This is a genomic window from Muribaculum sp. NM65_B17 (assembly GCF_004793735.1).
Taxonomy (GTDB): Bacteria; Bacteroidota; Bacteroidia; order Bacteroidales; family Muribaculaceae; genus Muribaculum; species Muribaculum gordoncarteri.
On record NZ_SRYY01000014.1, the window covers coordinates 13,770 to 37,887 of the forward strand.

A 24,118-nucleotide genomic window follows, 5' to 3' on the forward strand; every position below is an offset into this window, starting at 1 on the left:
AGAATTAACGACGGGGAATCTCGCGGAGTCCGTAGATCTTGGAACTCCACGGCGAGTAGCTCTTTCTCACCTTGTTTATGGTGAGGATTGTGCTTTCCTTGTCGTGGGTGTTGAGGTGTTCGTGCAATGCCATTACGATTGCGGCGATTTCCTCGCCCGAGTCGTGGGCCGGACGCTCTTCCTTGGCCAAAGCCTTGGTTTCGAGTCCTTGCGAACGTGCCTTGTTGGTCTGCGATATGCGTGCTCCTATACGGCTTATGCCGTAGAAGCAGAGGCTAAGGAGCAACAGGGCGCTGAACACGATACACATTGCCATGATCGACAGTCCGAATCCGTGTCCGTCGGTTTCGGCAAACATTTCCACCTTTGAGTTGGTGTCGATGATGATGTTGTTGCTGCTCGGGGTTATGTAGAGCAGGTCGCTGCCGTCGCGCACTTCCCATGCCTCGGCGCCGCTGCCTGCGCCGTCGACTTTGCGGGCGTAGGTTGTGTTGGCTTCAAGCGAGGCGGGGATGGTTATCGAGTCGATGAGTGTCACTCCGTTGGCATCGTATATACCTATCCAGTTGTCCTGTCCGGGCTCAAGCTCGAAGCTGAGGTGGAAGGTGCCCTTGTTGGGCTCTCCGTCGGCCCAGAACACTACATGCTGGCGGGGAGGTATCTCGGTGTTGACATCGCCCAGGGGCACGGGGTACATCTTGGGCTTGTCGGGATTGTTGGTAAGATACACACTCGATATCTCCATCGGTGCATAAGTCGAGTTAAACAGCTCTATCCATGCATGGTGAAGGCCGTAGTCGTCGACATAGTTGCTGTCGTTCTGCACCATCACCTCGTTGATGCGCAATCCGCGTCGCCCTTGGGCGTAGGATGCGGCACTCAGGGTAATGACTGCAACGAGCAATAATAATATTCTCTTTTTCATTGCGTGTCGTTTATAGAGGAATATTGCCGTGCTTCTTGGCGGGGTTGGTCACTTTCTTGGTGGCGAGCTGCTGAAGAGCGCGGATTACGCGGAAACGAGTGTTGCGGGGTTCGATTACATCGTCGATATAGCCGTACTTTGCTGCATTGTAGGGGTTGCAGAAGAGCTTGTTGTATTCGGCTTCCTTCTCGGCGAGAACCTTTGCGGGATCGTCCGATTCCTTGGCTTCGCGGGCATAGAGCACTTCGACTGCGCCTGCACCGCCCATAACGGCGATTTCGGCGGTAGGCCATGCGTAGTTCATGTCACCACGGAGCTGCTTACAGCTCATCACGATGTGGCTTCCTCCGTAGCTCTTGCGCAGTGTCACGGTTACCTTGGGCACTGTGGCTTCGCCGTAAGCGTAGAGAAGCTTGGCACCATGCAGGATTACGCCGTTGTATTCCTGACCTGTACCGGGAAGGAATCCGGGAACATCGACAAGTGTTACCAACGGAATGTTGAATGCGTCGCAGAAGCGAACGAAGCGTGCACCCTTGCGTGAAGCGTTGCTGTCGAGCACGCCGGCGAGATATTTGGGCTGGTTGGCTACGATACCTACCGACTGGCCGTTCATGCGGGCAAAACCTACGATGATGTTCTTGGCGTAGTCGCGCTGGATTTCGAGGAATTCGCCGTTGTCGATGATTGCGCCGATTACCTCATACATGTCGTAGGGCTTGGTTGCGCTGTCGGGGATTATGTCGTTGAGTGAATCCTCAAGACGGTCGATGGGGTCGGTGCACTCAACCAACGGGGGCTCCTCAAGGTTGTTCTGCGGGATGAAGCTGAAGAGCTTGCGGATGATTTTGAGAGCCTCTTCGCCGTCTTCGGCTGCGAAGTGTGCAACACCGCTCTTGCAGGCGTGAACATTGGCGCCGCCGAGAGCCTCCTGGGTTACATCTTCGCCGGTAACGGTCTTCACTACCTTGGGACCGGTGAGGAACATGTAGGAAATGCCCTTGGTCATGATGGTGAAGTCGGTGAGGGCGGGAGAGTAAACTGCACCGCCGGCGCAGGGACCGAGAATGCCTGAAATCTGGGGTATTACACCCGACGCCATGATGTTGCGCTGGAAAATTTCGGCATATCCGGCAAGGGCGTTGATACCTTCCTGGATACGTGCGCCACCCGAGTCGTTAAGACCAATGACGGGAGCACCCATCTTCATGGCCATGTCCATGATCTTGCATATCTTCAAGGCCATGGTTTCCGAGAGTGAGCCGCCGAATACGGTGAAGTCCTGTGCGAATACGTACACAAGACGGCCGTCGATTGTTCCGTAACCTGTCACCACGCCGTCGCCGAGGTAGCTTTTTTTCTCCTGGCCGAAGTTGGTGCAACGATGGCGAACAAACATATCAAGTTCCTCAAACGAACCTTCGTCGAGCAGCTGGGCAATGCGTTCACGTGCCGTGTACTTACCTTTATCGTGTTGTTTCTGGATGGCCTTTTCTCCGCCACCTAAACGAGCTTCGTTGCGTAGTGCAATTAGCTCCTGAACTTTTTCGAGTTGATTGCTCATGTCTATTTCTTTCCTTTGGAAATGTTGTTATTTAGCCGGCATTGCGCCGACCTTGATTTTATTTGTTGGGGTCTTCGCAAAGCTCGATGAGCGCACCGCAGGTCGACTTCGGGTGGAGGAATGCGATGTTGAGGCCCTCGGCACCTTTGCGGGGAGCCTTGTCGATAAGGCGGCAGCCTTTTTCCTCAGCTTCGGCAAGAGCGTTGGCTACGCCGTCCTCCATAGCGAATGCTATGTGCTGGATGCCGCCGCGGCCGCCGTTGTTGGCGATGAACTTCGATATTGCACTGTCATCGCTTGTGCCTTCAAGAAGCTCGATTTTGGTTTGTCCTACTTTGAAGAAGGCTGTACGCACTTTCTGGTCGGCAACTTCCTCAATGGCAAAGCATTTAAGGCCAAGAATGTTCTCGTAGAAAGGTATAGCTTCGTCCAGGCTGGGAACAGCTATGCCCACGTGTTCAATGTGAGAAATGTTCATTTTGAAAATGTTTTAAATATGGTTCAATATATAAGTTAACTTGAAAAAAAACGAGTCGACACCGCATAAAACGCTGAAGCTACGGATTATTGTGCAAAATTAATAAATATTGTGGAACTTGCGATATTTTAGATATATTATTTGTGCCGATTATTTTAACATGAAAAATGTGAATTTTTGGCAGATTCAGGAAATTGTGTCAGTAGGCGTGTCAGTGCCTTGAAAAGCTTTAACTTTTTGTCACATATTAAAATAGGCAATGCGCCAACCTTTTTGGCACATCATTTGTTTTTCCTATGAATGTCGCGGAAATCCCACCACGGGAAGTGTGACATGAAATTGTATTGAAATTTAAAAACAAACATAAAATTATAGAATTATGGGAAAGATTATTGGTATTGACTTGGGAACCACCAATTCCTGTGTAGCAGTACTTGAAGGAAATGACCCCGTTGTTATTCCTAACAGCGAAGGACGTAACACAACACCTTCCATCGTTGCATTCATTGCCGGTGGCGAGCGTAAGGTAGGTGACCCTGCAAAGCGTCAGGCAATCACCAACCCTGAAGGAACAATATACTCTATCAAGCGTTTCATGGGCGAGAAATTTGACGAAGTGTCTGAAGAAGTTAAGCGTGTGCCTTATGAAGTGGGCCGCGGCGACAACGGAACAGCACGTGTGCTTGTCGATGGACGTGAATACACTCCTCAGGAGATTTCGGCCATGATTCTTCAGAAGATGAAGAAGACTGCCGAGGATTATCTCGGACAGAGCGTCGACGAGGCTGTTATCACAGTACCCGCCTACTTTAACGACTCTCAGCGTCAGGCTACCAAGGAAGCCGGTGAAATCGCCGGTCTTAAGGTGCGCCGTATCGTGAACGAGCCTACCGCAGCCGCACTTGCCTACGGTCTTGACAAGAGCAACAAGGATCAGAAGATTGCCGTGTTTGACCTCGGTGGCGGTACTTTCGATATCTCTATTCTTGAACTTGGCGACGGCGTGTTTGAGGTTAAGTCAACCAACGGTGATACCCACCTTGGCGGTGACGACTTCGACCATGTAATCATCGACTGGCTTGCCGATGACTTCCAGCAGGAGTACAATGTTGACCTCCGTAAGGATTCAATGGCTCTCCAGCGTCTTAAGGAAGCTGCCGAAAAGGCCAAAATCGAGCTTTCGAGCTCAACCACCACTGAAATCAACCTTCCTTATATAATGCCTGTCGACGGTGTTCCTCGTCACTTGGTAAAGACTCTTACTCGTGCAAAGTTTGAGCAGCTTGCCGACAAGCTCATCCAGGCAACTGTAAAGCCTTGTGAGCAGGCATTGAAGGATGCAGGCCTTTCGGCCAAGGACATTGATGAGGTAATCCTCGTCGGCGGTTCTACCCGTATACCTGCAATTCAGGAAATCGTTCAGAAGTTCTTCGGCAAGGCTCCTTCCAAGGGCGTAAATCCCGATGAGGTTGTTGCCGTAGGTGCTGCCATCCAGGGCGGTGTGCTTTCAGGCGATGTTAAGGATGTGCTTCTTCTTGATGTTGTGCCTCTGTCGGTCGGTATCGAAACCCTCGGCGGTGTGATGACCAAGCTTATCGAAGCCAACACCACCATTCCTACCCGTAAGAGCGAAACATTCTCAACTGCAGCCGACAACCAGCCTTCAGTTGAAATCCACGTTCTCCAGGGTGAGCGCCCCATGGCCAAGGATGACAAGACCCTTGGTAAGTTCCATCTTGACGGAATCGCTCCCGCACCCCGTGGCATACCTCAGATTGAAGTTACTTTTGAAATCGATGCCAACGGTATACTTAACGTTTCAGCCAAGGATAAGGCTACAGGCAAGGAGCAGAGTATACGTATCGAGGCTTCTTCGGGCTTGACCGATGCCGAAATCAAGCGTATGAAAGACGAGGCTGCCGCCAATGCCGCCGCTGATGAAGCTGAAAAGAAGCGTGTCGATACTCTTAACCAGGCCGATACAATCATCTTCCAGACCGAAAAGCAGCTCAACGAACTCGGCGATAAGATTCCTGCCGACAAGAAATCGGCAATCGAGTCAGCTCTCCAGCGACTCAAGGATGCTCACAAGTCGCAGGATGTTGCCGCAATCGAATCGGCCATCAACGACATCCAGAAGGCATTCGGCGAGGCTCAGCAGGACATTCTCAATGCCCAGCAGCAGGCTCAGAACGCACAGCCCGGTGCAGGCCAGCCCGGCGCAGGTCAGGCTCCACATGCCGGCGGTGACGACCACGTAACCGATGTCGACTTCGAGGAAGTGAAATAAGACCCACAACCAATGATAACAAAATGGAGTGTAACTCAACAAGTTACACTCCATTTTTATTTGCACTTTTCTCTCCGAATACTTGTTTTCTATGGATTTTTAGCTTATATTTGTACCAAAATTGTACCGAAACTTATTTTGACGTTGATTTTACCTTATGATACTTAATCGGCGTTAAAGTGATACAACCATAAGAATATGCCAGAAAGCAAAGCTAAAATCATGCGTCACTGCATCGTTTGCGGGAAACCATTTCTCGCAAAGAATGTCAATTCAGTCCACTGTTCTAAGAAATGTTCCGATGAGACATTTCGGAATAAGAAACGAGCCATTAAGCGAGAAGAAAGAAGACAAGCCATCGTAGATAATGCGGACGGACATCAGTATCTGACAGCCGCTCAGGTGATCAACAAATACAACATCTCAAAACCCACATTATATAGATGGATTAGACTTGGGAAAATAAAAGCATACAATCCCGGGATACGAATGACGCTTGTTGATGTTACCGAAATTGAAACGATATTAGAAGTTCGAAAGAATCCACTTGTGGAGGAAACTCCCAAACGGCTATATTCATTAGAGCCGGAGGATTGCTATACTATCGGAGAAGTATCCAAACTGTTTCGAGTAAGCGAATCGACCGTATATAGTAATCTGCGAAAGCATAGTATCCCTATGCGTCAGATAGGCCGTTTTGTATATGTACCGAAGTTTGACATTGACAAAATCTTCAAGTCCGAAAAATGAAAAAGAAACTCCAACATACAACAGTATCCGTAAAACTGCGAAAGAGTGAAATTCGCAATGAATGGTATCTCTATGTCGAGGCATACCCTGTCTATGAGAAAGAGAATGAAACTCCTAAACGAGTGCGTGAATATGTCAAACGTATCATAACGACACCGATATGGGATAAGAAAAGACCTACTCGCGGAGGCTTTCGACCGAAACGTGATATCAATGGCGTTATCATGTGTAAATCACAGATCGATCAGGAATCGTGCATCTATGCCGATAAAGTAAGGCAAATCCGTCAGAAGGAATATGATACGGCTGCCCTCTACTCCGATCAGGATGCAGCTCAGGCTGAATTACAGGAAAAAGCCAATGCCAATTTTATCGACTATGTGAAGAAGATTACTGTGGAGAGACATAAGAACAGCTCGGCATCAATTCTCATAAACTGGAAACGAATGGGCGAATTGTTGAAAATCTTTTCTAAAGACGGAATAATACCATTCGGAAGAATTGACACTAAGCTGATAAACGACTTCAAGAACTTTCTTCTGACGGCTCCACAAGGAGGTGGAAAGAAGGGAACTTTGTCCCAAAACTCGGCTGCGACATATTTCTCAATCTTTAAGGCGGCGTTGAAGCAGGCATTTATTGATGGTTATATCTCTGTCGACCTCTCGGCTAAGGCAAAAGGAATCGCAGAGGAAGAAAGCCGTCGTGAGTTCCTGACCATCGCCGAACTCAACACATTGGCAAAAACGCCCTGCGATAAGCCAATCATCAAACGTGCGGCATTGTTTGCGGCATTGACCGGGTTACGCCATTGTGATATTCAGAAGCTTCATTGGGGTGATATTCAAAATGTTGGAGAACAATATCGTCTAAACTTTACTCAACAGAAAACGAAGGGAGTTGAATACCAACCGATCTCCGAGCAGGCATATCAATTATGTGGCACACCGGGAGATGCCGATAGGCTTGTATTCGAAGATTTGCCGGATCCGTCCTGGGTTTCACGCCCGCTGAAACGCTGGATTGAAGCAGCCGGAATCAAGCGAAGAGTCACCTTCCATTGCTTCCGTCATACCTTTGCAACGCTTCAAATTGCCGGGGGAACCGATCTTTACACAGTCAGCAAGATGTTAGGTCACACAAATGTCCGTACAACTCAGATATACGCAAAAGTCGTTGATAAACTGAAAGATGAAGCCGCAAACGCTATCAGTCTTGACCTGAATTTCAATGACATTGAGTAACAATATTTATAGAAATGCGACTATATTTATATAGATAAAAAAGCCTAAAAGTGAGGTGATTACGAGGCGATTTCTTTATCGCTTTCTATGGATTTTCTAACTTTGCAGAAAATTGAAGAAAATGATATCGAGAACTCTCCCCAAAATAACTCCGGGAATAATCACCGGAGTAAATCTCACCCTGTCTACTGCAATGGCGTGGGGAACCTGCGCCAAATTTGATTTAGGATTGCAATGGAGCTTACTGCTCGTTCCTGTGTATTATGCGTTCTGGCAACTATTCTACGCAGGATGCAATAGAATAAGTGAGCGCATAGTCAATGCTTTTGATAAGGTTCATAGTGATTTGATTACGCGCAAGCAACAGGAAGCGGTCGAAGAAGCACTCAAAAATGTTGAGCCGACAGTCATAGTCATAGATTCGGATTACGAGGACGCAATCAAATTTCACGACCATTATGTTGCCGAAACCAGCATAGTAAGAGAACAACTGGTTCGAGAGGATGCCGAGAAACTTGACAAAATTCTCTCCTATACTAAGGAGACTTTTATGCGCCTGAATTTTTCTCAAACCGAAGTCGCTCAGATTTTGGATTGTGTGAGATACTTTGTCAGTCATAAGGATGTGCTCAACGTGAATGCCATGAAGATTTCAAAGAAACCTGAGGTGACTCAAGCCTCTTTGAAGAATTTTGCATGGAACATCGCATTCCAGTATAACATTGATGGCGACACCACGGCATCCTTTGTCAAAGCTACTTTCGGCGAATGGTTCTCCAATACAGAACTCTCATCAATCAAAAAGACGCTTCGCAATACCCGTGGTGCCCATGCTGTCGAGATTGATGAGAAGATTCTGAAAGACTGAAAAGCTATCTACGACCTTTGTGTTTTTGTCTTTGGAATTTTTCCTTGTCGTTATCGTTCCAAGGCAAATCGGAAGATGAACCGCCTGCGCCGGTGCCGACATGCGGTGTCGGGATTCCTCCGGCGGCGGTCTGGAGTGCGATGGCGAGAAGGCTGTGTTGTGATTCATCGACCTGCTCCCACGGCTCAAACAGTTCGTTGATCAATTCATGAAGAGTTAGTGCGCCGCTGTCGTACTTGTCGAGAAGATTCTGAGGAACATCGTAAGAGGTATTCTTGAACTCGTTGCCATGAAACAGCGTCGTGATTGAAAGACTGGGATACATTCGGTTGGGGATCCAGCCGCTGACAAGGTCTGCGCCTGATGACAGGCGGTAACGCTCGGGGAATGCCAGGCGGTGCAACTCCTTTGCCCGATTGTGTTCGGCATTATAACTAGCTTCCCATTCGGCAACACGTTTGGTCGCCGCGTCGATTTCCTTTTGATAAGAGTTTCGTTCACGAAGCGAATCGGCTTTCAGACTGTCGTAGCGCTTCTGCATATCTGTTAGCTGCTTTTGCAATGCGGCAATCTGACTGTCCTTGTCCGCAACTTCCTTCTCCAGTTTCGGCAGTTCTCCTGTACCGAGCCATGAGAGGATACGGTTCTTGCCGTCCTTAGCTCCCTTCTCGACCTTTTCCTTTACTGCTGCAAGTTTCTCAATCTCGGCGTTCAGTCTTTCGATATCTGTCTGAAGTTCGAGTGCTTGCTGGCGGTTGTATTGCTGTTGCGTCTGATGTCTGGCACCACTCGCAACGACACCACGTTTCAATCCGAATCCGGCCATTGCCTCTGCGTATGTATCCTGATATTGCCGGAGCTTGCCGCGTGTCATTAGCTCATTGGCACACAGTCGCGGTGCCTGGGTCTTCTCCTTGTATTTCTGTTCACCCTCGCGCTTACGGCGTGTGCGTGGTGCCGTTACAATGGGAACAACCGTTGCATGGAGATGGGGAGTTTTTTCGTCCATGTGAAGCACACATGACACAAGGTTATCCTTGCCGAAGGTGTCGTGCAGCCATTTGATATTGGATCGGCACCAGTCATCAAGGCGATCGGAATTTACAAGAGCCATCATCTGCTCATGTGTACCTGTCAGAAGTACACGGACGGCACGGGTCTGGTTCTTGCCGACTTTCCGCTTAAGTCCGGCTGTTTCAATACGGTGTTGAATCGCCTGAGTACGGTTGTGAACGCCGTCAGGGAAGGCGATAAGCTCGCGGTTGAGGTGTGTCCTGCTCTCGTCGGCGTTGTCGGGGATGTGCGGTTTGCCCTCGGCGGTCTTGCGCTCGATGTGGCAGGACATCCCCGAATCGTTGCCTGCGCCACGCTCCAGATGGCACACTGCATATTGTGTTGTCATTTACTCTTGAATTAAAATGGTTATGATAAAATTCCGTATCAATCGCAACGGAGAGCCGGGAGGTGGCTCGGTGACTGATGGCTTTTTCGGGAGAGGTCGGAGACTTCGGCTGAAAATGCCATAATAAGCTACGGAATTTTATTACTAAAATCCTCCCTATATTCAGCAAGCTGACAGGCTTAGTCGGCAGCTCCTACAATGGGGTTATTCCGGCTTGCCGCATCCAAGAGGAAGTCGGCTATATCAAGTTTGGCGGCTCTGTGCTCCGGTGTTGCCATGTCAGATATGGCAGTCACAATCCCGACAGTCGGAGTAATCGCACGGAGCATTGTCAATTTGTCTCGCCAACGTTCTTCGGCGTCAAGGTCAGGCACGAGCCACACTTCCCTTCCTTTCAATACTTGTGAAGCCGTCTGATTGAGGCATCCGCAACATCCGCCACTCGCCAGCCAAAGGTACTGCGGATAATAATGAGAGGCGATTATGGCTGACTTCTCGGATTCCACTATCATGACCTTTGAGCCGGGGTGAACCGAAAGCAAGTGTTCGCCGAAGAAGCATTGCACAAGGTTGAAGTCATCGGGATTGTCAACCATTGATTTCAAACGGTGCACCCACATGAAGTTTACCAATCCATCTTCCTTTATGCGGTGTCCGTCGTTGCCGTATCGCATTATCTTTCCTGTGCGGATACACCCGTTGACATCCACTTGCCAGAAGACTGTCGCATCGTTCATCCGAGTGGTTGCACCGACATTATATAATCGGAACAGACGCATGGTTTCGTCATTATCCCATAGTGAGCTGAGAAATCGGAACAGAGCCGAAGACTGACTGCGATTCATGGATTCAACCATCCGGCTGCGCTCTACGAATGACGGCTTAGAGGTCTGCGCATTGATGCGCAAACTCACCGGTCGATAGGATGTAACATTATTGAGCCAGAGATGGTTCCGGAAATAGGCGGATGGTGTATAGTGATATCCGCATTTGAATATCCGGTCACATTTGCCTACATGATCGGCAAGAAACATCCCGGTCTGTGTGTCGACATAGCGCACCAGTTTCCTCGGACGCCCGCAGGCAGGACATGTAACTTTGATACGAGGACGGGAGTTATCAAGCCGGTATCGGTAATCATTGGTCATAGCCCTTTGAATTTTGGTTGGGTGAGGTGTCGTGTATATATAGGCCCGCTTCATCCAACTAACTTTTCAATAGTAAAAATCCTGAAGGTAGCGGTAAGGATTGCCTTTCTTCTTGCCCTTGTCCACCTGCTCGATCATCCGCTTATTCTTCAGAAAGGTTATCAGAATCTTGAGCTTGTAGTCGCTGAGTTCGATGTCCTCGTCGGCGTATGCGTCACGGAGCGCGTCCATCAGTTCTCCATGTCGGAGCAATGTATCCGGATTTGGGAACGCTGAATCGAGAGCACTGCGGTGAGTGTCTTCGGTTATGTCATGGTACGGGTCCCATGCCTCGTTACCTTTGGCTTCGGGTGTCGGCACATAGTCCTTGATGAGTTCGGGCAAAGCCTCGGAGTTAATCCGAAAGGCAAACGAAGGGAAAGAGACATCTCGGATATAGACCGCCTCGACAGTGCTGATGGCATCATCGTTCTTGTCTTTCTCGACACGGAGAACAGTTTCGGACTTGTTGTTGATTTCGGTTCCGATGTGTCCTCGTGCGTTCTCATCACTCTTGTTCTGGTGAATGATGGTGTGGATGTGTAGATTGTATTCTTCCGTCCACTTCATCAGAAAGTTGACTATAAGGGTCGCTTCACGGGGATTGTTGATGTCAAGCATCAGATCGCGGATGCCGTCGATGATAACCAGTCCGACCGCTTGTGTATTGCGTATCTTATGGTCAATCATACCGATGCGGTCTTCAACGGAATACTTGCGCAGGGCGAAATACTTTATCCTCTCGTTGATTTCCTGATTGCTCCTGTGGGTCAGTCGTGCGATACGCTTGAACACCCGAAAGGCATGATATTTGCTCTGCTCGGTGTCGAAGTATAGGATACCGTTCTGGTCCGACGGCATATTGCCACGATAATTCAGAATCGTGGAATTGGTCATGGCCGCTGCCGTCATTGCCGACACATTGAAAGTCTTCTTGCCTTTTGGTTTTCCGATCGAGGCACTGAAATTGCCGAAGGTACAAGCCGGCGAATCGCCTATATAAATGGCAACCGGCGGAGGTGGCACCTCCTTGTCGATGTCGAGCTGTGCCTCATTGCATAACCTTTCGTAACGCACAACCGCTGCGTCAGGTGTCTGCAGCCCTGCTCCGTTCTCTACTTCGGCGATGAAACCGCCGAGCGGGTCTTGCATGGAGGTCATAGTTTACGCTCCTTTCTGCCGGCGCAAAATGCTTCGGCATCAGCCTCGATTTCACGGATTGATTTGAGCTGTTCTCCAATCAGCCACTTGTCTATCTCCGACTTTAGGAACATGATGCGCTTCCCCTTCTTGTGGAATGGTATAAGATGTGCGCTCGTCCAGCCATAGACAGTCTGCGTTGCCGGGCGCGTCGGGAGATATGCGCACAGCTCCTTAATCCCCATCCACATATCCTTGCCGGATGTAGAAGTATCGCCGAGCGATTCAAGTTTGCGGTCAAGCTCTTCAACTTTCTCAATCAGATATGCCAGAGCTTTGGGCATATCCTCGAATTTGATAGTGGTTCTTTCGACCATTGTAAAAGGTGTTTGCATTGCGCCTCAATATCGAAGCGTTCTGCAAAAGAATAGCAAAATCAAATGGTGATTCAATGCTGATTCCACCCATACCCATAATCATAATCAAATCTTAACTGCCCATAACCATACACAACTATCCCTCAACAGTTTACCGGATGAAAATTCTTTTGTTTATGATTGCCTATTAAGGCCGAAATAGCCCTTATTAATGGCACCAATCATAACGATTCACAACTGATTGCCTCGAATATCAATAAGAATAATCGCCTATTCTGCCTACATTATGCGGCCAAACATGATGCGAAACACACTCGGTTTCTTTGATATGTGCGAAACTTTCACTAAATTTGCGAGTGGATAACAAATTTTATCGACATGGAAACTGATATAAACCGATTAAAAGTAGTTTTAGCAGAAAAGAAACGGACAAATAAATGGTTATGTGAGCAACTAAATGTGAATCCATCAACCGTATCAAAATGGTGTACGAATAGTTCCCAGCCAGATTTGCCCACTTTGGTTAAGATTGCCAAGTTATTGGAAGTCAGCGTTGATAATCTATTGAATACTAAAATTGAAATCTGATGATTAAAGATATACTTGATAAAAATAATTCAGTAACCCCCGGCTCTAACGAGCTTGAAATACTGAGGGAACATTTTCCTGCCTGTTTTAAGGAAGATGGAAGTTTCGATATTGTCAGATTTCAAGAGTATCTTAAAGACAAAGTAGAAGTTACAGATGAGGGATACGAATTGCGGTTTCTCGGCAAGAACTATGCCCGGATGTTGGCTTCTCTTGACACCACAACAGTTATAGTGCCGGATGAAGCACATAATTCTTTGCCCGAAAACAAAGAAAGCAAGAATATCTATATCAGCGGCGATAATCTTGACGCGCTGAAACATCTTCTGAAATCCTATGCAGGACAGATAAAGTGTATCTATATAGACCCTCCTTACAATACCGGCTCTGACGGATTTGTGTATAATGACAACTTCAATTTTACAGCAGAAGAATTATCCACAAAACTCAGTATCTCTTTAGACAAGGCTCAACGCATTCTTGAGCTTACTCGTCGAGGTTCGGTATCACATTCTGCATGGCTTATGTTCATGTTGCCTCGTCTAATACTCGCCCGTGACCTCCTTAGCAAAGACGGCGTAATCTTCATATCTATTGATGATAACGAGCAAAGTAATCTGAAACTTCTTTGCGATGACATTTTTGGAGAAGAGAATCTAATTTGTTCCTTTATATGGAAGAAACGACAGATGGTTGACAGCCGTACCAAAAACGGAGCATCAAAAGATCACGATTATCTTCTATGTTATGGTCGAAGAGAAGATAGCCGTATATTAGGCAAAGAATCCGATAAAACTAAGTACACGAATCCGGATAATGATCCACGAGGCCCTTGGATGAGTGCCGACATGACAGGCTTGGCAACTGAGTCACAACGGCCTAATTTGCATTATGATTTAACCAATCCATCAACAGGCATTACCTATCCTTGTCCGTCAACCGGATGGAGATATGAGCCGAAAAGAATGGCTGAGCTGCTCGCTAATAATGAGGTTATTTTCCCTGCCGATCCAATAGGGAGACCAAGGCGCAAGAAATTTATGAGGGACCTTGGAAGTGAATATACTGGACTGTCCTCAATATTGGAAACAGTATACAGCACTCAGGGTACCCGCGAATTAAGAGAACTATACGATGGTAAGGAATATTTCGATTTTCCTAAGCCTGTCGATTATATAAAATTGATCTTAAGCCAAGGAATTGCCCCAACAGATAAGGACTCTGTTTATGTTCTTGATTTTTTTTGAGGCTCATCGTCAACTGCTCAGGCTGCTATGCAACTGATTTCAGACGGGAAAAGCCTAAATTATATCTTAGTTCAGATTCAAGCACCTTTTGAAAAAGAGACAGAAGCATTCAAAGCCGGATTCAAGACAATAGATGAATTCGGATTTGATAGGATAAAGCGTGCAGCTAAAAAAATTGAAACAGAGAATCCACTTTTTCATGGAGACCTCGGCTTCCGCCATTTCACTTTGAAGGAACCATCAGGCATTGCGCTGGAAAAAATCATTAAATTTGATAAGCATACTGCGTTCGGTGACAATACCCTGATGGATGAATTTGGTGTCCCTACCATTCTTACAACATGGCTGGAAAGGGATGGTTATGGTCTGACTTCTGATTACCACTCTTTAAATCTTGGCGGTTATACGGTTTACTATATCGACAAGCATCTCTATCTTATCAACCCGGATTTATCTGATAACGCAGTAGCTGTTCTCCTTGACAAGTATCAAACGGAAGCATCATTCAATCCACAGAATGTTGTAATTTATGGCTATTCCTTCGGTTGGAATGAGTTGCAGAGCCTGAAAGACAGTCTACAGACCGTACAGGCCGGAGAGAAGAACCTTCGTATCAATTTCGAAATTAGATATTGATATGGAACTGATACTTCAATCCTCGTTACCGCATCAGCAAAAGGCGGTAGATGCGGTAGCCGATGTATTCAAGGATACATGGGTTAAGTCCCCTGTGCATTACTATTCCAATCCTGAAATAACCATTTTCAAGGATGGAGTCGGTGATAACATCCGAAATATACAAGGTGTAAACAAGATTCCGCATGAATATGGAGGATATACTCATGAACCTACATGTCTGAATCTTGATATAAAGATGGAAACCGGCACCGGGAAGACCTATGTCTATGTTCAGACTATGTTTGAACTCCATAAACGTTATGGGATCAATAAATTCATAGTAGCTGTGCCTACATTGCCAATCAAAGCAGGCGCAAGGCAGTTTATGGAGGATGAATATGTAAAGCGTCATTTCCGTGATGTTTGTGGATATGACGCAGAAATTGACCTGCTTACGCTTGAACCTCCCAAGAAGAAAAAGAAGGGAAGACAATATTTTCCTGCCGCTGTAAGTGAATTTGTCAAAGGGTCTTGTCAAGACACCAGGAAAATTTTCGTCCTTTTAGTAAACATGCAGCTACTGAAGGATGCGAAGAACTATATCCTAAGCAGAGATGATTATGGCAATGTCGTGGAAGGCTTTTATCGCCCGTATAATGCGCTTAAAGCCACACGCCCGTTTGTAATCATCGATGAACCTCACAAATTTTCGAGAGAGCAGAAAGTTTTCGGCATCATCCAAAAGGAGATTTCCCCACAATGTATCATCAGATTTGGCGCGACGTTTCCCGAAGTTACAATAGGCAAAGGCAAGAATAAAAAGACAATCAAGGATTACCAGAATCTTCTTTATGATCTTAATGCTTGTCAGTCATTCAATCAAGGGCTGATTAAAGGTGTTGCTAAAGAACATTTTGAGCCTACTTCACAAAAGAATGAGAAAATCAAGTTGCTGTCCGTAACTAAAAATGTTTCCGCAACATTTCAATACAAGCAGGAAGATGTCCCGACAAGGAGTTTCCAGCTCCGTATGGGTGATTCGCTTTCACAGATAGCAGATGAGCTAACCGGACTAACCATTCAAACTATTGATAAAAACTCCATAGAACTTTCCAACGGACAAATTAAAACTGTCGGTGAGGAAATGGACGTGGATGTATTCATGAGTTCCTATCAAGAACAAATGATACGTCTCGCATTGGAGAGACATTTTGAGACAGAACGCCATAATTTCTCGGGCAGAAATTTTAAGATTAAAACTCTTGCTCTGTTCTTTATTGACGATATTACATCCTATAGGAAGGGGGAAGATGGGAAAAAGCCATATATTTTGGAAGCTTTTGAGCGATTGCTTAAAGAAAAGCTCAAAGACACAATAGGCAAACTCTCTGACCAAGAAAATGAATATCGAGAATATCTGGAAGCAAGTCTGAAAAATATCAGAGCTTGCCACGCCGGATATTTTGCTCAAGATAACAGTTCTTCGGATGAAAGTATTGCCGAGGAGGTTAATGATATCCTTAACGGAAAAAAACAATTGCTTTCGTTTGTGGATAAAGACTGCAATCCTATGCTCAGAAGGTTTCTTTTTTCAAAATGGACTCTAAAGGAGGGTTGGGATAACCCCAATGTATTCACAATTGCGAAACTTCGTTCTAGTGGAAGTGATATTTCCAAGTTACAAGAAGTTGGTCGCGGTCTTCGTCTTCCTGTGGATGAGTGTGGCAACCGCATTTCCAATGAGGAATTTACGTTAAACTATATTGTAGATTTTACAGAAGCTGATTTTGCCAAGAAACTCGTTGAGCAGATAAACAGTGAGATTCCGGAATCAGTTACACTCTCTTTGGAAATCATTCAACAGGTAGCGCAAAAAATGGGAACCGATGTAACCATTCTATTTGTTGAATTATTGACTAAAAAATATGTAGATCTTAAATATAATATTATCCCCGAAAATAAGGCTAATTTCTTTGAGGAATACCCATTATTCAAGTCAGGACTTGAAAGCGGAAAAGTAAGAGACCGCAACAGCAAACCCAATCATCCTGTCAAAATCAGGAAGGCAAGGTTTGAAGAGTTGAGAGAGCTATGGGAGAAGCTCAATCAGCGATATACTATATGGTATGAACCCGATCTCAATGTCGAAATTGACAAGGCTCTTGACAAGATACTTGAAACAGGAAGTGTCTTTACCGATAGAGTTATTACCAGTAGAAGGGACATTGTTGTTAGTGATGGTGAACATATGTCATCTACATCCAACAACGGCGTTCAGTATAATATTAATCAAGCATTGCCCTATGGGGTATTCTTGAAACGAGTCTCAGATACCACAAATATTTCTCTTGAGAAGATACATAGTGCAATCTGTCGTTATACAAAGAAGTCAGGAAAAATAAAGGATTCTCATTTCAATGAACAGGCAATAAGCACGCTCGTTCAAGCATTCACTGATTGGAAAATTGAGACCTTACAAGGGCGTTTCAAATATAAGAAAACCGATGGCTTAACGGGTGCCACGGCACTTACATATGCTGATGGTAGCGTCAGAGAAGAAATCGCTCAGGGTCGAATAGGTGTCAAGATGAAAGAAGGAGATGCCGCAGAAAAGTATCTGTATGATGCGAAAGCATACGATTCCCCTCTTGAACTTGAAGACATCGAATCCGATATTGACGGAGGCCTTTCAGGAATAGCCGAAGTTATTGTCTATGGCAAGATTCCTCGGAGTAGTATTGCAATACCAACGATTGCCGGTGGAACATACAGTCCTGACTTCATGTATGTAGTCAAGAAAGCCAACGGAGATAAGGAACTTAACATCGTAGTTGAGACCAAAGATGTAGATAAGGAATCGGCACTTAGAGTTGTTGAGGATGCGAAAATCAAATGTGCAGAGATATTTTTCAAGAATCTCTCCGCTCAGGGATATAACGTCCATTTCCGCACTCAGCTCAATAACAAGAAGATGCTCCAGATTGTAAAAGAAGTTGTAAATTCATAAATAGTCATTCTAATGAGATTAAAATCGATACATCTATCTAACTTCAGATGCTATAAAGAGCCAATTTCAATTGATTTTGGTAATATCACCACATTAATAGGAAAGAATGACATCGGAAAATCTACAATCTTAGAGGCATTAGAAATATTTTTTAATAATGAAATTGTAAAAATAGATTCATCGGATGCCAATATTCATGGTGGAAAAGAAGTTATTATCGAATGCGATTTTTGTGAACTTCCAAATTCAATAATATTAGATTCTGGAGAAAGTACAAATCTTGAAGAAGAATATCTTGTATATACCGAAGACACAATACGTATCAAGAAAGTGTATGATTGTTCCAAAAACAAAATTACCCCTATTGTATATATTGTAGCAAATCATCCTACAGCCAAAGGTGTCAATGATCTTCTTTCACTTAAAGAAAAAGATCTTCAGAAAATTATAAAAGATAGTAATATCGAAGCTCCTTTAAAAGGCAACCCGAAGATGCGCAAAGCGATATGGGCATCTTCGGATAACTTACAATTGTCGTTATCTGAAATAGAGGTGTCTAAGGCAAAAGAAGAAGGTAAAGAGATTTGGAGTAAAATTGAATCATACTTACCAACCTATGCATTATTTCAAAGCGACAGAAGTAGCCAAGATTCAGACACTGAAGTCCAGAATCCGATGAAAGTTGCAATTCAAGAAGCGATTTCAGAAGTACAAAACGAGATTGTTGAAATTCAAAAGAAAGTTCAGGAAAAGGCCTTGAATATTGCAACTCAGACACAAAAGGCATTAAAAGAAATTGACGAAAATTTGGCAAATCAATTAACTCCCAAATTTTCAGCACCTTCAAATACAAAATGGAATAGTTTATTCTCTATTGCCATGGATACTGATGAAGGCATCTCTTTGAATAAAAGAGGAAGTGGCGTAAGAAGAATGATTTTAGTTGGTTTCTTCAAAGCAGAAGCAGAACGCAAGGCGTCAAAATCTAACAAAAAGGATATAATTTACGCAATTGAAGAACCGGAAACGGCTCAACATCCCAATAATCAAAGAATCTTGATTAATTCCTTTATGGGATTATCTGAGACACCTCATTGTCAAGTACTTCTCACTACGCATAGCCCAAGTTTGGCTCAGGAATTACCGACACAATCCTTACGTTTCATAAATCGAGATGAAAAAGGAATACCAGTTATTTCTGAAGGAGAAGGAATTATAAAAGATATCGTTGAGACATTGGGAATACAGCCTAATCCTGAAAATCAAATTAAGGTTGTGTTATGCCTCGAAGGTCCGACTGATGTAATTGCATTTTATTCCTTTAGTAGGTGTCTCAGGGAACACTATCCGGATGTCATTGATTTAAATTCTGATAATCGAGTTCTGGTAGTTCCCCTCGGAGGTAGCATATTAAAATATTGGGTGGAAAGGAATTATCTTTCTAAATTGAATTGTCCAGAGATTCATATATATGATAATGATGTGAAACACTATCAGAGCACTGTAGATGAGGTAAATAATCGTAATAATGGTTCTTGGGCTACTTTAACCCAAAAGAGAGAAATTGAAAACTATTTACATCGAGATGCTATAAAAAGTGTATTGGGTGTGGATATTGATACCGACTTAGATGGAGTTCCCGGCTTAGTGGCGGAGGCTTATTATAACGCTAATAGGGATAAACTTGATGGTAAATGGAAAGATACCACTTCAAAGACGCAACTTAGTAGAGTCTTTGAACATGCTATGAACTACGACTTATTAGTTCTAAGGGACCCCGAAGGAGAGATTAAAGGGTGGTTTGATAAAATCTATCAATTGGTTAATCTATAACCTTATTTCTTTAACATATTAAACATCATTAAATTAATTCTTATACGCCTTATGCCTGCTTATGATTTTAATAGTATACTGTCATTCAGTGATTTCGAATGTCTCGTAAGAGATCTTCTCCAAAAGCATTTGAATATTCATCTGGAGTGCTTTACAGAGGGAAGGGATGGAGGAATTGATTTAAGATGTTCAACATATGACAAAAACGCCATAATAATTCAAGCCAAGCGTTATAAGGATTATAAGAGCCTTATTAATGAACTTAAGAATGAGGTCGCGAAAGTAAAAAAACTAAATCCACAGAGATATATAATCGCAACTTCTGTAGGATTAACTCCGAATAACAAGGAGGAAATCAAGCGATTGTTTTGTCCATATATACTAAGAACTGAAGATATTTTGGGCAAAGATGATTTAAACAATCTTCTAGGAATACATACTGAGATAGAAAAAGGATTTCCCAAGCTGTGGTTGACAAGCACAACTGTTCTTGATAGGATTGTGAATGCAACTGTCGTAAACCAGTCTACATTTGAATGGAATCAAATTCAAGAAGAAATAGAGACATATGTAGTTAACGATAGTCTGAATAAGGCTACACAAATCCTGAAAGAAAATGGTTATGTCATAATATCAGGAATCCCCGGAATTGGGAAAACGACATTGGCGCGTTTTCTTGTGTATTCTACTTTGGGCAATGATAACGAATATGAATTTGTATATATGTCAGACCTTGAGGATGGTTTGAGATTGTATAATAAGGAAAAGAAACAGATTTTCTTATATGACGATTTCCTTGGAAGTAATGGCTTTGTCCCTGAAGCTCATAACTATGACGGACGACTTATCAATTTTATTAATGTTGTAAAAAAATCAAATGACAAAAGATTTATTCTTACGACAAGAGAATATGTGTTTAAAGATGCTCAGAGATATTATGAAAAAATCAAAAACAATAATTTTGATTTAGTAAAATGCATATTAGAATTGGGTGATTATACGGAAATAATTCGGGCTCGTATCCTATATAATCATATAGCAAAAGAAAATCTACCTAAAGAGTATATTCATAAATTATTAAAATGTCGTGCCTACCGTAAAATAATAAATCATCCGAATTTTAATCCTCGAATTATTGAAACCTTCATTCATGGGGGTGTCTGGAAACAAATATCTCCGGATATCTTTATAGATGAATTTATTGGCTTTTTTAATAAGCCTTATTCTGTTTGGGAAAGTGCATTTGATAAATTGGAGGATGGAGCAAAATTAGCATTATGTTTATTGTCAACGCTACCGAGTGTAATTACGATTTCGGACTGGCGAAGAGCCTATGTTTGTGTGTGTGAAGATATGAAAATACCTTCTATGAATGAGCATGAATGGTTAGCATCATTAAGAAAGATGGAAGGTTGCTTTCTCAAGTTTTCACAACATAATATTGTTGCAGTTCATAATCCATCTATATTAGATTTTATAGTTGATTATCTCAATAATCATTTAGAGATTCTTGAAGCGATAATAAAAGGTGCTATTTATAGTGAACAACTCCATACATCAAATTCATTTAAATGTCCTGATGTTATCAGGAGTAAACGAATTCAAGACGCCATAAAAGAAAGCTTCATTCGGTTATCATTATCGCCACAATCGTGTAGTTTAGGCTACACTGATTACAAGAACAAGTACTATGGTACTTTTTCAATTGGTGGTTTCCTTCTAGAAATGCGCAAAAGTAATCCTGAGCTTTTCTCTCAACACCCCGGTCTCTATGAGAAAAATATTACTTTAGATACTTTTAAAGATGAAACAATTCGTTTCTCCACAAAGATAGAAATTGCAAATACTATCAATTGGCTATATCTAAGTGGATTTACCAGAAGTGATGTTTTTGATATACTGGAAAGCGAGTCAAAATCAATAGAAGATTTTGTCGAATATATCCCGGTTTTAAAAGAATGGGATGTTGTTGATTTAAGTCAAAATAGTCAATTTGTACAATCCCTAGAGAATCAAATTGAGTTAGAAATGGAACAACTATCCACTATCTCAGAGGTAGATCAATTTGAAGAGTCATTACAAAACATTATAGATGAAATAGAAATATCCGATTTCTCTGATGCTTTATGCGAATTGCGATCATCAGTCGCACAAGATGAACCAGAGTACGAAAGAGATGATTTTGGCATGTCATACTCACAAGAAAAAGATGACGAAGCAACCATTGATTCAATGTTTACAAGTCTTTTAGCTCATTAATAAATGAGTAATTCATAATATGAATTATAATGGCGAAGAAGTTTGAAATACGAAATAGCACAGCAGAGTTCCTGATCTTTCAAATTGAAGGGAAAGAATCGAGGGTGCAAGTGGTGTACCACGATGAGATACGCGCAAGAAGACCGTATATCACAAAATGGAATGTCGGTTCAGACTATTTTCGTAACTTTGGCGTTGAATAAGAAAAGATTATACTATGTCGGAAGAGCAGATGAATAGTTATCGACTGACGTCGATGGAAGAGCCAGGCGACGAGCGTATGGCTCAGATTATGCGAGAGGTTGCCGAGGAAGCCCGCGAAAGTACCCGTCGCGCTGCCGAGCGTGTGGCTGCCGGCATTGAGGCCGCCTCGCACGAGGCTCGCGCAAGAGTTGAAGAAACCTTAAACAGGCTTCGCAATGGCGACAAGTGAACACAAGCCGGTTCTAATTGTGATTGCCGGACCCAATGGGTCGGGAAAGACTTCTGTCACCTCCAAGATTCTGCATCATGAGTGGCTTGAGGATTCTGAATACATCAATCCCGACAATGTTGCACGCGATATTTTCGGTGACTGGAACAATCAGGAGTCTGTTCTCAAAGCCGCCAACTATTGCAATGAATGGCGTGAACGATGTCTTGCAGAACGTAATAGCCATATCTTTGAGACCGTGATGTCTGCTACGTATAAGGTCGATTACATTCTCAGAGCGAAGCAAGCCGGATTCTTCATCCGCCTTTTCTTCGTATCCACTGAATCTCCGACAATCAATGCGAAGCGCGTTGCAAACCGTGTGCTGAATGGCGGTCATGATGTCCCCATCCCCAAAATCATATCCCGCTACGACAAATCCATTGCTAACTGTATAGCATTGGCTCCATACGTTGATAGGCTCTATGTCTATGACAACTCGATAGAGGATGCGGAAGCTCGGCTTTTATTCCGATTGAGCGACGGCGAGCTTGCGAAACGCTATGTCGATGAGCTTCCCAACTGGGCTTCGACTATCCTTCCGGAAAGGAAAGCTACAAAATAACAAAAATGAAAGATTTAGTATCAGAAATACGCTCGATTATTGAAACCTCTCGGTCTAATGCTGTCCGATCAGTTGACTTTTGTCGTGTACAGATGTATTGGCAAATAGGACGACGTATTGTCGAGGAGGAACAGGGCGGGAGTGCGCGTGCTGAGTATGGTAAAGGTCTTATAAAAAATCTTGCCCAAGAAATAGAACCCGAATACGGAAGTGGTTTTAGCTATCGTCAGCTTAATTTTGCAAGGCAGTTTTTCCTGGAATACCCAAAAGTGAACGCACTGCGTTCACAATTCAACTGGACTCAGTACCGTGCATTAATTCAAATTTCAGACAAAGACAAACGCGAATATTACGAGCTTGAAGCGGCAAGTAATTGCTGGACTGCACGCCAGATGCAACGTCAGATCAATTCAATGTTATATGAACGCTTGCTTCTTAGCAATGATAAAGAATCTGTGCTCGCAATGGCGCGAAAAGAGAGAGCACCCGAAGCACCGCAGGAAATAGTTAAGGATCCAATGGTGTTGGAATTTCTAGGGTTGGAAAAGAAAGCACATTACTACGAGAGTGACCTTGAAACAGAATTAATCAATCACCTTCAGGAATTTATTCTTGAACTGGGCAATGGGTTCACTTTCGTAGCGCGTCAAAAACGAATCATTCTTGAAGATGACGAGTTTTTCATTGACTTGGTCTTTTACAACCGTCTTGCCCGGCGGTTCGTGATTTTCGAGTTAAAGACAGGCGAGGTAACTCATCAGGATCTGGGACAATTGCAGATGTACGTCAATTACTACGACCGTACTGAGAAACTACCGGAGGAGAATCCCACAATCGGCATATTGCTATGCACTGCCAAAAACGACACATTGGTTAAGATGACCCTTCCCTCGGACAACAACACAATTGTTGCATCTAAATATCAACTCTATCTTCCCACAGAGCAGCAGCTGATAGCGGAAGTCGAGCGAGTTAAAAAGGAATGGGAAGAAACAAGATGAGACCCAAAACGATAAAGTAACCGATGTCATTCCTATGAACTTGAATACCCATATTTGTACCATACAACACTAAATATTGGTATTCAAATATGGTTAGATTCGAGGAAGTGAAATAAGTTTCCGAACCAACAATAAAATAAATAGGGTGCCGCTCAACGAGCGGCACCCTATTTATTTTTACCATTACCGAATATTCCTATATGTCAAGGATTGATTTTGATTGAAAGTATTATTCCGAACAGGAAGAGCAATATTGTCCTAAATAATTTTTGAGTGCTACTCAACGTGCAGAGGCATCAGCCT

20 protein-coding genes are annotated in these 24,118 nt (G+C 43.9%); 13 read left to right on the plus strand and 7 right to left on the minus strand.

The window, feature by feature from the left end; all coding sequences use genetic code 11:
• Positions 1-4: 4 nt before the first annotated feature.
• From E5354_RS13070 to mce, 3 genes are read right to left on the minus strand one after another with little or no spacing between them, the layout of a single operon-like run.
• Positions 5-925: an OadG family transporter subunit gene (locus E5354_RS13070; RefSeq protein WP_135947737.1), complete on the minus strand. Its 921-nt coding sequence runs from the start codon at positions 923-925 to the stop codon at positions 5-7.
• 10 nt (positions 926-935) lie between these two features.
• The gene (locus E5354_RS13075) at positions 936-2,489 is read right to left on the minus strand and encodes an acyl-CoA carboxylase subunit beta (protein ID WP_123397224.1); all 1,554 of its coding nucleotides are present in this window, start codon (positions 2,487-2,489) and stop codon (positions 936-938) included.
• Between the two features lie 58 nt (positions 2,490-2,547).
• Positions 2,548-2,967 carry a methylmalonyl-CoA epimerase gene (gene mce, locus E5354_RS13080; RefSeq protein WP_123397223.1) on the minus strand — a complete coding sequence of 140 codons (420 nt, stop codon included), beginning with the start codon at positions 2,965-2,967 and terminating at the stop codon, positions 2,548-2,550.
• 379 nt (positions 2,968-3,346) lie between these two features.
• Between mce and dnaK the strand changes: the two genes are divergently transcribed.
• The 4 genes from dnaK (at position 3,347) to E5354_RS13100 (ending at position 8,119) form a co-directional block, all read left to right on the plus strand.
• Entirely contained in the window at positions 3,347-5,257 is a 1,911-nt protein-coding gene (gene dnaK / locus E5354_RS13085; RefSeq protein WP_123397222.1) for a molecular chaperone DnaK, read from the plus strand.
• 198 nt (positions 5,258-5,455) lie between these two features.
• The gene (locus E5354_RS13090) at positions 5,456-6,007 is read left to right on the plus strand and encodes a DUF2116 family Zn-ribbon domain-containing protein (RefSeq protein WP_135947738.1); all 552 of its coding nucleotides are present in this window, start codon (positions 5,456-5,458) and stop codon (positions 6,005-6,007) included.
• A complete protein-coding gene (locus E5354_RS13095) occupies positions 6,004-7,251 on the plus strand; it encodes a site-specific integrase (RefSeq protein ID WP_135947739.1) in 1,248 nt (415 codons plus the stop codon). Before E5354_RS13090 ends, E5354_RS13095 begins: the two co-directional genes overlap by 4 nt.
• A 121-nt stretch (positions 7,252-7,372) precedes the next feature.
• Positions 7,373-8,119, plus strand: coding sequence for a hypothetical protein (locus tag E5354_RS13100; RefSeq protein ID WP_135947740.1), 747 nt, complete (start codon positions 7,373-7,375; stop codon positions 8,117-8,119).
• A 4-nt stretch (positions 8,120-8,123) separates the two neighbouring features.
• Here E5354_RS13100 and mobV read toward each other — a convergent pair whose 3' ends face one another.
• The 4 genes from mobV to E5354_RS13120 form a co-directional block, all read right to left on the minus strand.
• Positions 8,124-9,521, minus strand: coding sequence for a MobV family relaxase (gene mobV / locus E5354_RS13105; RefSeq protein ID WP_135947741.1), 1,398 nt, complete (start codon positions 9,519-9,521; stop codon positions 8,124-8,126).
• A 179-nt stretch (positions 9,522-9,700) separates the two neighbouring features.
• Positions 9,701-10,669 (minus strand): DUF6371 domain-containing protein, encoded by a 969-nt coding sequence (locus E5354_RS13110; protein WP_135947742.1) that lies wholly within the window; start codon positions 10,667-10,669, stop codon positions 9,701-9,703.
• Between the two features lie 66 nt (positions 10,670-10,735).
• The gene (locus E5354_RS13115) at positions 10,736-11,869 is read right to left on the minus strand and encodes an AAA family ATPase (protein WP_246863819.1); all 1,134 of its coding nucleotides are present in this window, start codon (positions 11,867-11,869) and stop codon (positions 10,736-10,738) included.
• On the minus strand, positions 11,866-12,225 hold the full coding sequence (locus tag E5354_RS13120) for a helix-turn-helix domain-containing protein (RefSeq protein WP_135947743.1): 360 nt from the start codon (positions 12,223-12,225) through the stop codon (positions 11,866-11,868). Before E5354_RS13120 ends, E5354_RS13115 begins: the two co-directional genes overlap by 4 nt.
• Positions 12,226-12,603: 378 nt before the next feature.
• Here E5354_RS13120 and E5354_RS13125 point away from each other — a divergent pair, with 378 nt between their 5' ends.
• The 9 genes from E5354_RS13125 to E5354_RS13165 all read left to right on the plus strand — a co-directional run bounded on the left by E5354_RS13125 (position 12,604) and on the right by E5354_RS13165 (position 23,815).
• Entirely contained in the window at positions 12,604-12,813 is a 210-nt protein-coding gene (locus E5354_RS13125) for a helix-turn-helix transcriptional regulator (protein ID WP_135947744.1), read from the plus strand.
• Positions 12,813-14,060: a site-specific DNA-methyltransferase gene (locus E5354_RS13130; protein WP_135947745.1), complete on the plus strand. Its 1,248-nt coding sequence runs from the start codon at positions 12,813-12,815 to the stop codon at positions 14,058-14,060. The genes E5354_RS13125 and E5354_RS13130 overlap by 1 nt, the downstream gene beginning before the upstream one ends.
• 27 nt (positions 14,061-14,087) lie before the next feature.
• Positions 14,088-14,696, plus strand: a complete 609-nt coding sequence (locus tag E5354_RS13135) for a hypothetical protein (protein WP_135947746.1) — start codon at positions 14,088-14,090, stop codon at positions 14,694-14,696.
• 1 nt (position 14,697) lies between these two features.
• The gene (locus E5354_RS13140; protein ID WP_135947747.1) at positions 14,698-17,685 is read left to right on the plus strand and encodes a type III restriction-modification system endonuclease; all 2,988 of its coding nucleotides are present in this window, start codon (positions 14,698-14,700) and stop codon (positions 17,683-17,685) included.
• A 12-nt stretch (positions 17,686-17,697) separates the two neighbouring features.
• Entirely contained in the window at positions 17,698-19,518 is a 1,821-nt protein-coding gene (locus E5354_RS13145) for an ATP-binding protein (protein ID WP_135947748.1), read from the plus strand.
• A gap of 51 nt (positions 19,519-19,569) precedes the next feature.
• The gene (locus E5354_RS13150) at positions 19,570-21,777 is read left to right on the plus strand and encodes a restriction endonuclease (protein ID WP_135947749.1); all 2,208 of its coding nucleotides are present in this window, start codon (positions 19,570-19,572) and stop codon (positions 21,775-21,777) included.
• A gap of 232 nt (positions 21,778-22,009) precedes the next feature.
• Positions 22,010-22,210: a hypothetical protein gene (locus E5354_RS13155; protein WP_168353911.1), complete on the plus strand. Its 201-nt coding sequence runs from the start codon at positions 22,010-22,012 to the stop codon at positions 22,208-22,210.
• A complete protein-coding gene (locus tag E5354_RS13160) occupies positions 22,197-22,814 on the plus strand; it encodes a zeta toxin family protein (protein WP_135947751.1) in 618 nt (205 codons plus the stop codon). The genes E5354_RS13155 and E5354_RS13160 overlap by 14 nt, the downstream gene beginning before the upstream one ends.
• Before the next feature lie 5 nt (positions 22,815-22,819).
• A complete protein-coding gene (locus E5354_RS13165) occupies positions 22,820-23,815 on the plus strand; it encodes a YhcG family protein (RefSeq protein ID WP_135947752.1) in 996 nt (331 codons plus the stop codon).
• Positions 23,816-24,118: the final 303 nt, after the last annotated feature.

Excerpts from the sequence above, each read along its gene's own strand:
- E5354_RS13165 (WP_135947752.1), top strand. The coding sequence starts at position 22,820 with ATGAAAGATTTAGTATCAGAAATACGCTCGATTATTGAAACCTCTCGG.
- E5354_RS13125 (WP_135947744.1), top strand. The coding sequence starts at position 12,604 with ATGGAAACTGATATAAACCGATTAAAAGTAGTTTTAGCAGAAAAGAAA.
- E5354_RS13110 (WP_135947742.1), bottom strand. The coding sequence starts at position 10,669 with ATGACCAATGATTACCGATACCGGCTTGATAACTCCCGTCCTCGTATC.
- E5354_RS13140 (WP_135947747.1), top strand. The coding sequence starts at position 14,698 with ATGGAACTGATACTTCAATCCTCGTTACCGCATCAGCAAAAGGCGGTA.
- mobV (WP_135947741.1), bottom strand. The coding sequence starts at position 9,521 with ATGACAACACAATATGCAGTGTGCCATCTGGAGCGTGGCGCAGGCAAC.
- E5354_RS13095 (WP_135947739.1), top strand. The coding sequence starts at position 6,004 with ATGAAAAAGAAACTCCAACATACAACAGTATCCGTAAAACTGCGAAAG.
- E5354_RS13160 (WP_135947751.1), top strand. The coding sequence starts at position 22,197 with ATGGCGACAAGTGAACACAAGCCGGTTCTAATTGTGATTGCCGGACCC.
- mce (WP_123397223.1), bottom strand. The coding sequence starts at position 2,967 with ATGAACATTTCTCACATTGAACACGTGGGCATAGCTGTTCCCAGCCTG.
- E5354_RS13145 (WP_135947748.1), top strand. The coding sequence starts at position 17,698 with ATGAGATTAAAATCGATACATCTATCTAACTTCAGATGCTATAAAGAG.
- E5354_RS13155 (WP_168353911.1), top strand. The coding sequence starts at position 22,010 with ATGAATAGTTATCGACTGACGTCGATGGAAGAGCCAGGCGACGAGCGT.
- E5354_RS13130 (WP_135947745.1), top strand. The coding sequence starts at position 12,813 with ATGATTAAAGATATACTTGATAAAAATAATTCAGTAACCCCCGGCTCT.
- E5354_RS13120 (WP_135947743.1), bottom strand. The coding sequence starts at position 12,225 with ATGGTCGAAAGAACCACTATCAAATTCGAGGATATGCCCAAAGCTCTG.
- dnaK (WP_123397222.1), top strand. The coding sequence starts at position 3,347 with ATGGGAAAGATTATTGGTATTGACTTGGGAACCACCAATTCCTGTGTA.
- E5354_RS13135 (WP_135947746.1), top strand. The coding sequence starts at position 14,088 with ATGCAACTGATTTCAGACGGGAAAAGCCTAAATTATATCTTAGTTCAG.
- E5354_RS13100 (WP_135947740.1), top strand. The coding sequence starts at position 7,373 with ATGATATCGAGAACTCTCCCCAAAATAACTCCGGGAATAATCACCGGA.
- E5354_RS13070 (WP_135947737.1), bottom strand. The coding sequence starts at position 925 with ATGAAAAAGAGAATATTATTATTGCTCGTTGCAGTCATTACCCTGAGT.
- E5354_RS13150 (WP_135947749.1), top strand. The coding sequence starts at position 19,570 with ATGCCTGCTTATGATTTTAATAGTATACTGTCATTCAGTGATTTCGAA.
- E5354_RS13090 (WP_135947738.1), top strand. The coding sequence starts at position 5,456 with ATGCCAGAAAGCAAAGCTAAAATCATGCGTCACTGCATCGTTTGCGGG.
- E5354_RS13075 (WP_123397224.1), bottom strand. The coding sequence starts at position 2,489 with ATGAGCAATCAACTCGAAAAAGTTCAGGAGCTAATTGCACTACGCAAC.
- E5354_RS13115 (WP_246863819.1), bottom strand. The coding sequence starts at position 11,869 with ATGACCTCCATGCAAGACCCGCTCGGCGGTTTCATCGCCGAAGTAGAG.